The 6,710-nt window shown below is 72.6% G+C and carries 5 protein-coding genes; 3 read left to right on the plus strand and 2 right to left on the minus strand.

Features of this window, described 5'->3' with window-relative positions:
* Window positions 1-116: 116 nt before the first annotated feature.
* Window positions 117-1,691 (minus strand): C40 family peptidase, encoded by a 1,575-nt coding sequence (locus ABT247_RS30440; protein WP_350748971.1) that lies wholly within the window; start codon window positions 1,689-1,691, stop codon window positions 117-119.
* Window positions 1,692-2,030: 339 nt separating this feature from the next.
* Between ABT247_RS30440 and ABT247_RS30445 the strand changes: the two genes are divergently transcribed.
* Together ABT247_RS30445 and ABT247_RS30450 are read left to right on the plus strand one after the other, a co-directional pair.
* A complete protein-coding gene (locus ABT247_RS30445; protein ID WP_350748973.1) occupies window positions 2,031-3,209 on the plus strand; it encodes an inorganic phosphate transporter in 1,179 nt (392 codons plus the stop codon).
* Window positions 3,210-3,234: 25 nt separating this feature from the next.
* Window positions 3,235-3,483, plus strand: coding sequence for a hypothetical protein (locus ABT247_RS30450; protein ID WP_350748976.1), 249 nt, complete (start codon window positions 3,235-3,237; stop codon window positions 3,481-3,483).
* Between the two features lie 153 nt (window positions 3,484-3,636).
* Here the strand turns inward: ABT247_RS30450 and ABT247_RS30455 are convergent, their stop codons facing one another.
* Window positions 3,637-5,133, minus strand: coding sequence for an MDR family MFS transporter (locus tag ABT247_RS30455; protein ID WP_350748979.1), 1,497 nt, complete (start codon window positions 5,131-5,133; stop codon window positions 3,637-3,639).
* 419 nt (window positions 5,134-5,552) lie between these two features.
* Here ABT247_RS30455 and ABT247_RS30460 point away from each other — a divergent pair, with 419 nt between their 5' ends.
* Window positions 5,553-6,599 carry an ABC transporter permease gene (locus tag ABT247_RS30460; protein WP_350748982.1) on the plus strand — a complete coding sequence of 349 codons (1,047 nt, stop codon included), beginning with the start codon at window positions 5,553-5,555 and terminating at the stop codon, window positions 6,597-6,599.
* Window positions 6,600-6,710: the final 111 nt, after the last annotated feature.

Below are 6,710 nucleotides of genomic sequence, written 5' to 3' on the forward strand. Positions count from 1 at the left end.
CTTCGGATTCCACCCCGCGGCGGGGGGGGGGGGGGTGCGCCCCCCGCTCACGTTCGGGGCCCCCCCCCCCGGCGCCCGCACGAGCTCGGGGGATTCGGGGCGGCCTCCGCCGTCGGTCAGTGCAGCAGACCGCCCAGCGGCAGGGTCGCCGTGGCGCTGCCCGGGGCCGAGGCGCCGGCCGAGCCCGTGGTGCTCGGGGTGCCGGTGGTGGTCGGCGAGCCCGTGCCGCCGCTCGGGGTCTGGGTCGGGGTGCCGGTCGGGGTCTGGGTCGGCGCCGGCGTCCCGGTCGGGGTGCCGGTCGGGGTCCCGGTGGGCGTGCCGGTCGGGGTCTGGGTCGGGGTGCCCGGGTTGCTCGGGGTGGCGGTGCCGGGGTCGGTGGGCGTGCCGGAGCCCGAGGGCGTGCCGCCCGGCGTCGCCGGGGTGGTCGGCTGCTGGGCCGCCGGGCCGCCCGGGGTGGGCGCGGGCGTGACCTGGTTGGCCGGGCTGGGCGCGATCGGGGTGACGGAGTCCCAGCCCTTCGGCAGGTCCGGCACCTTCCAGGCGCCGCCGGCGTCGTCCGCCGCTCCGTCCGGGTCCGGCCGGACGGCCCCGAGGATCGGCATCGAGCCGATCGGCGAGACCTTGATGAACGCGCCCGGCCGCGGGGCCTGGACGATCAGTCCGCCGCCGAGGTACATCCCGACGTGCGAGGCGTCCTGGAAGTAGATCACCAGGTCACCGGGCCGCAGCTGGTTCAGCGGGACGTGCTGCAGTTGCGCCCACTGCTCCTGGCTGGTGCGCGGGATGGGCTTCCCGGCGTGCAGCCAGGCCTGCGAGGTGAGGCCCGAGCAGTCGTAGGAGTCCGGGCCGGTGCCGCCCCACAGGTACGGCTTCCCGAGCTGCGCCAGCGCGAAGGCGACCGCCGCGCGCCCGGCCAGCGAGGGGGTGCGCTCGCCCTTGCCGAGGGCGCCGGAGGCGAGGAAGGCGAGCTGGGCCTCGTCGGCCTTGGCCTTCTCGAGCTGCTCCAGCTCGGCACGCTGGGCGCCGGTCAGCGAGGAGACCAGCTGCTCGACCGAGGCGAGGTCGGCGGCGACCTTGGCCTTGGCGGCGTCCTGCTGGGCGACCAGCGCCCGGGAGGTGTTGAGCGCCTCCTCGGTCTGCTTCTTCAGCCCGTCCAGCGCGTCCCGGTCCGCCCGGAGCCGGTCCAGGAACTCGGACTGCGAGCGGCTGGCGGTGGCGAGCAGCTCGGCGATGGTGACCGCTTCGTACGGGTCCTTGGAGAGCAGCAGTTCGGCGTAGGCGGAGGCGGAGCCGTTGCGGTACTGGGCGGCGGCGAGCTGGGAGGCGATGTCCGTTCCGGCGTCGACCTGCTTCTGCTGCCGGTCCAGTCTGCCCTGGAGGTCGGTGAGCGCGGCCTGCTGCTCGGCGACCTTGGCCACCGCGCCGTTGTACTGCTCGGTGGCGGCCTCGGCGCTCTGGTAGAGCCCGTGCAGCTGGTCGAGCAGCGGCCCGAGGGTGGCCTTGGCCTGGGCCAGTGGGTCGGCTCCGGGCGACACCGCGACGCCCGCTCCCGGATCGGGTGCGGCGTAGGCGGCCTGGGCGGCGGCGGGCAGTGCGAGCGCGGCGGCCGCGAGGACGGCTCCGCACCGCAGGGCCGCCCGCACCCAGGGGCGTACGCCCGTCGACTCCGTCCGCTCTGCAGCCCCGCCCATGGGTGGTCCTCCCCGACCTGTCCTGCCCTGTCGTCGACCCGTGCCGGATCCCGCCGATCCTCCCACGGGTGACCGCGCCGGAAACAGGGCGCACCCGGACCAGGAGGTTAATTCTCGACCGGGATGTGAGACAGGTCTCAGCAAACGGGGGCGAAACGGGGTTTTCTTCGCGAATGCCCAGCTCAGACCGCCCCTTGCCACCCCCAGGAAAGTTTCCGGACACCCGGCGGCCACCATCGGAACCACGATTCCCGGCCCAGTTCACCTTCCGTTCACTCAGCCACCCTACGGTCACGGCGTCATCAACGTCCGTGCGACAACTACGACGATTGTTTGGGTATGGAACACATCTCGTTCCTGGTAGCCGTTGTGATCATCGCGGCGCTCGCCTTCGACTTCACCAACGGGTTCCACGACACCGCCAACGCGGCCGCCACCGCGATCGCGACCGGGGCCCTTCGTCCGAAGGTCGCGGTCACCATCGCGGCCCTGCTCAACTTCGCGGGTGCGTTCCTGTCCGTGAAGGTCGCCACCACCATCTCCGGCGGCATCGTCAACGAGAAGGCCGGCGTCCATCCCGAGATCATCTTCGCCGCCCTGGCCGGCGCGATCCTCTGGAACCTGCTGACCTGGCTGCGCGGCCTGCCGTCCAGCTCGTCGCACGCCCTGTACGGCGGCCTGATCGGCGCCACGATCGTCGGCGTCGGCATGAACGGCGTCAACTTCGACACCGTGATCACCAAGATCATCATCCCGGCGGTCGCCTCCCCCTTCGTCGCCGGCCTCGCCTCCTGGGGCGCCACCAAGCTGGCGTACGCGATCACCCGCAAGGGCGCCACCGGGACCATCGAGAAGGGCTTCAGGACCGGTCAGGTCTTCTCCTCCTCGCTGATCTCGCTCGCGCACGGCACCAACGACGCCCAGAAGACGATGGGCATCATCACCCTGACCCTGGTCTCCGTCGGCGCCCTGCCGCACGGCGCGCTGCCCCCCACCTGGGTGATCGTCTCGGCCGGCGCCGCGATCGCGCTCGGCACCTACATGGGCGGCTGGCGGATCATCCGCTCGATGGGCAAGGGCCTGGCGGACATCCGCCCGCCGCAGGGCTTCGCCTCCGAGTCGGCCGCCGCCACCGTCATCCTGACCTCCTCGCACATGGGCTTCGGCCTCTCCACCACCCAGGTCTGCTCCGGCGGCATCATGGGCGCGGGCCTCGGCGGCCCGAAGGGCGAGCTGCGCTGGAGCATGGTCCGCCGCATGGTCTACACCTGGGGCCTGACCCTGCCGGCCGCCGCGCTGGTCTCCGGCGGCGCCGCCCTGCTGGCCCGCCAGGGCAGCTGGGGCGTGGCCCTGGTCGGCGCGGCGCTGGTGGCCGGTTCGGGCGCGATGTGGATGATCTCCCGCCGCCAGCCGGTCGGCGCGGACAACGTCAACGACGTCGCCGAGGTCACCCCCGTCGAGGTCGCCGCCCCGGTCGGCGCCGCCCCCACCCCCGCCTCGACCACGGTCGCGGCCTGAGCACCGCGGCTGAGGAGCACTCACCATGCACATCAAGTGGAACGCCCTGGCCCAGACCGCCGGCATCAGCTTCGGCGTCACCGTCGCCGTGGTCGCCGTCTTCGCCCTCGGCATGCTGGCGCTGTCCCGCCGTGAGGCCGCGCTGAGCGCCCGCGAGGGCGGGGCCGACCGGGCCTCCGGCGGCGGGCCCGCCCTGCTGGCCGGCGCGTACACCTGCTTCGCGCTCTGCGCCGCCGCCGTGGTCTACGGCCTGGTGCTGATCGCCGCGCCGTAGGTCGGCGACGCCGAACGGGCCGGGGAGTGGTCGCCACTCCCCGGCCCGTTCGCGCATCCCGTCCCGACGGCCGCCTCCGCCGACCGGGCGACCCTCCCGGCGTCAGTCCTCCTGGGTGGTCGGTTCTCCTGGCTGGTCGGTTCTCCTGGCTGGTCAGTTCTCCTGGGTCGTCTTCAGCGCGGTCTCCCGGATGAACAGCACGGTGACGAAGGACAGCGCCGCGAACGGGGCGGCCCACAGGAAGACGGTGCCGACGCCGTGGCCGAAGGCGTCCGTCACCAGCGGGACGATCGGGGCCGGCAGCTTGGCCAGGTCCGGGATGCCGCCGCCGGCCGCCGCGTGCCCGGCCGGGACGTGCGCCGCGGCCAGGTTCGCCGCCAGGTAGTCGCCGACCTTGGTGGTCATCAGCGCGCCGAGCGCGGAGACGCCCATCGCGCCGCCCATGGTGCGGAAGAAGGTGACGACCGAGCTGGCCGCGCCGAGCTCGTGCCGGGGCACCGTGTTCTGCACCGCGAGCACCAGGTTCTGGCTGGTCAGGCCGAGGCCGATGCCGGTGATCGCCATGTAGACGGAGAGCAGCACGTAGTCGGTGTCGGCCCGGGCGGTGCCGAGCAGTGCGAAGCCGATCGCGAGCAGCGCGGTGCCGGAGACCAGGTAGGCCTTCCACTTGCCGTACTTGGTGATCAGCCGGCCGGCCACCGCCGAGGACAGCGCCAGGCCGATGATCATCGGCAGGGTCATCAGACCGGCCATGGTCGGGGACTTGGCCCGGGCCAGCTGGAAGTACTGGCTGAGGAAGGTGGTGGCGCCGTACATCCCGACGCCGACCAGCACGCTGGCGATCGCGGCCAGGGTGACGGTGCGGTACCGGAAGAGGTCCGGCGGGATGATCGGCTCGGCGGCGCGGCGCTCGACCGCGACCGCCAGGGCGCCCAGCAGCAGGCCGCCGCCGACCATGGCCGCGGTCTGCCAGGAGATCCAGGGGTAGTTCTTGCCGGCCAGCGTGATCCAGATCATCAGCAGGCTGACGGCGCCGGTGATGACCAGCGCGCCCAGGTAGTCGATCTTCACCCGGCGCTTGACCACGGGCAGCTTGAGGGTGCGCTGCACCACCAGGATCGCGGCCAGCGCGAACGGGATGCCCACGTAGAAGCACCAGCGCCAGCCCAGCCAGGAGGTGTCCACGATGACGCCGCCGATCAGCGGGCCGCCGATGGTGGCGAGGGCGAAGACCGCGCCGAAGTAGCCGCTGTAGCGGCCGCGCTCGCGCGGCGGGACCATCGCGGCCAGGCAGATCTGGCCGAGCGCGACCACACCGCCGGCGCCGATGCCCTGGAGGGCACGGCAGGCGATCAGCTCACCGGTGTTCTGCGAGAGGCCGGCCAGCGCCGAGGTGGCGATGTAGATCAGCAGGGCGATCTGCAGCAGCAGCTTCTTGCTGGCGAGGTCGGAGAGCTTGCCCCAGATCGGGGTGGAGGCGGTCAGGGTGAGCAGGGCGGCGGTGATCACCCAGGTGTAGGCGGACTGGCCGCCGTGCAGGTCGGTGAGGATGTGCGGCAGGGCGTTGGAGACGACGGTCGACGAGAGCACGGCCACGAACAGGCCGAGCAGCAGGCCGGACAGCGCCTCCATCACCTGCCGGTGGGTCATCGGTCGGTCGTCGACCCCGGTTCGTGCTGTCGATTCGACTGTCACGGTCATCTGGGTCCTTCGGCGGGAGGAGGGGGTACGCGGGCGGCACAAATTCGTTGCCTTAAGCAACCATAATCTCGATGGTTGACTAAGGCAACTTTCTTCAAGCCCCGACAAAGCCCTCGGCTCCTGCGGCACGCCGTCCGGCGCGCCCTGCGACTCCTGGTGCACCGTGCGTGAGAGTTCGGTCACGCCGACGCGGCCCCGCCGGGCCGGCAGCCCCCCCTCGCCCTCCACCGCCACCAGGGCTTCTCCGCCGCCGCGGCGCCGGTACCGCCCGGTCGCGACCGGGCCCCCGGCGGTGCGGAGGTTGAGGGCAGCTCAACTACTTCATAGTATTAAGTATCCGATTTCGCCTGATACGCAAGGAGATGTGGATGACCGCCCCCGGGCAGGGTTTCGTCGCGGAACTGAAGGGCGCGGTCACACCGCGTGCAGCGCTGCTGGTGATCGGCGTGCTGCTGCTGCAGCTCGGCTTCATCGCCTCGTACGTCGGAGCGCTGCACCACCCGACCCCCCACAAGCTGTCGATCGCGGTGGTCGCCCCGCCCCAGGTCACGCCGAAGCTGGTGCAGGCCCTCGAATCGGTACCGGACGAGGCCGCCAAGCCCGTCACCGCGCCGGACGCCGAGACGGCCACCCAGCAGATCAAGGACCAGAAGGTCTACGCCGCGCTGGTCGTGAACCCGAACGGCACCGAGGACACCCTGCTGGTCGGCAGCGCCCGCGGCACCTCCGCCGCCAAGGCCGCCGAGAGCATCACCACCGCGCTGGACAAGTCCCAGGGCCGGACGGTCAAGGTCGAGGACGTCGTGCCGCTGGCCAAGGGCGACACCAACGGGCTCACCGCCTTCTACCTGGTCATCGGCTGGTGCGTCGGCGGCTACCTGGTCGCCTCGATCCTCGGCATCAGCGCCGGCTCCAAGCCGGCCAACCTCCACCGCCTGCTGATCCGCCTCGGCGTGCTCGCGCTGTACTCGGTCGGCGCCGGCCTCGGCGGCACGCTCATCGCCGGGCCGATCCTGGACGCACTGCCCGGTTCCGTCCTGGCCCTGACGGCCATCGGCGCCCTGGTGGTGTTCACGGTCGGCGCCTTCACCATGGCGCTGCAGTGCCTGTTCGGCATCATCGGCATCGGGCTCGCGGTCCTGGTCTTCGTGGTGCTGGGCAACCCGAGCGCCGGCGGCGTCTACCCGGCGCCGATGATGCCGCCATTCTGGCGGGCGATCGGCTCGCTGATCCCGAACGGCGCCGGCACCAGCGCCACCAAGTCCATCGCCTACTTCGGCTCCACCAACCTCGGGATGCCGATCGCCGTCCTGGTGGTCTGGGCCCTGGTCGGCATCGGCGTCGCCTTCCTGGCCGTACTGCGCGGCCCGCGCTCCGGCAGCCGCGAGGTCCTGGTGGAGACCACGGCGGCCTGAGGCCTCCCGCTCCCGACCCGCGCCCCCGGCCCCCGCGGGCGGGGGGGCGGGGGTGGGGGCGGGCGGGCGCGGGGCCCAACCGCCCCAGAGCGGCGCCCGGAAGGGGACGCA

This window comes from Kitasatospora sp. NPDC001539 (assembly GCF_040298565.1).
GTDB lineage: Bacteria > Actinomycetota > Actinomycetes > Streptomycetales > Streptomycetaceae > Kitasatospora.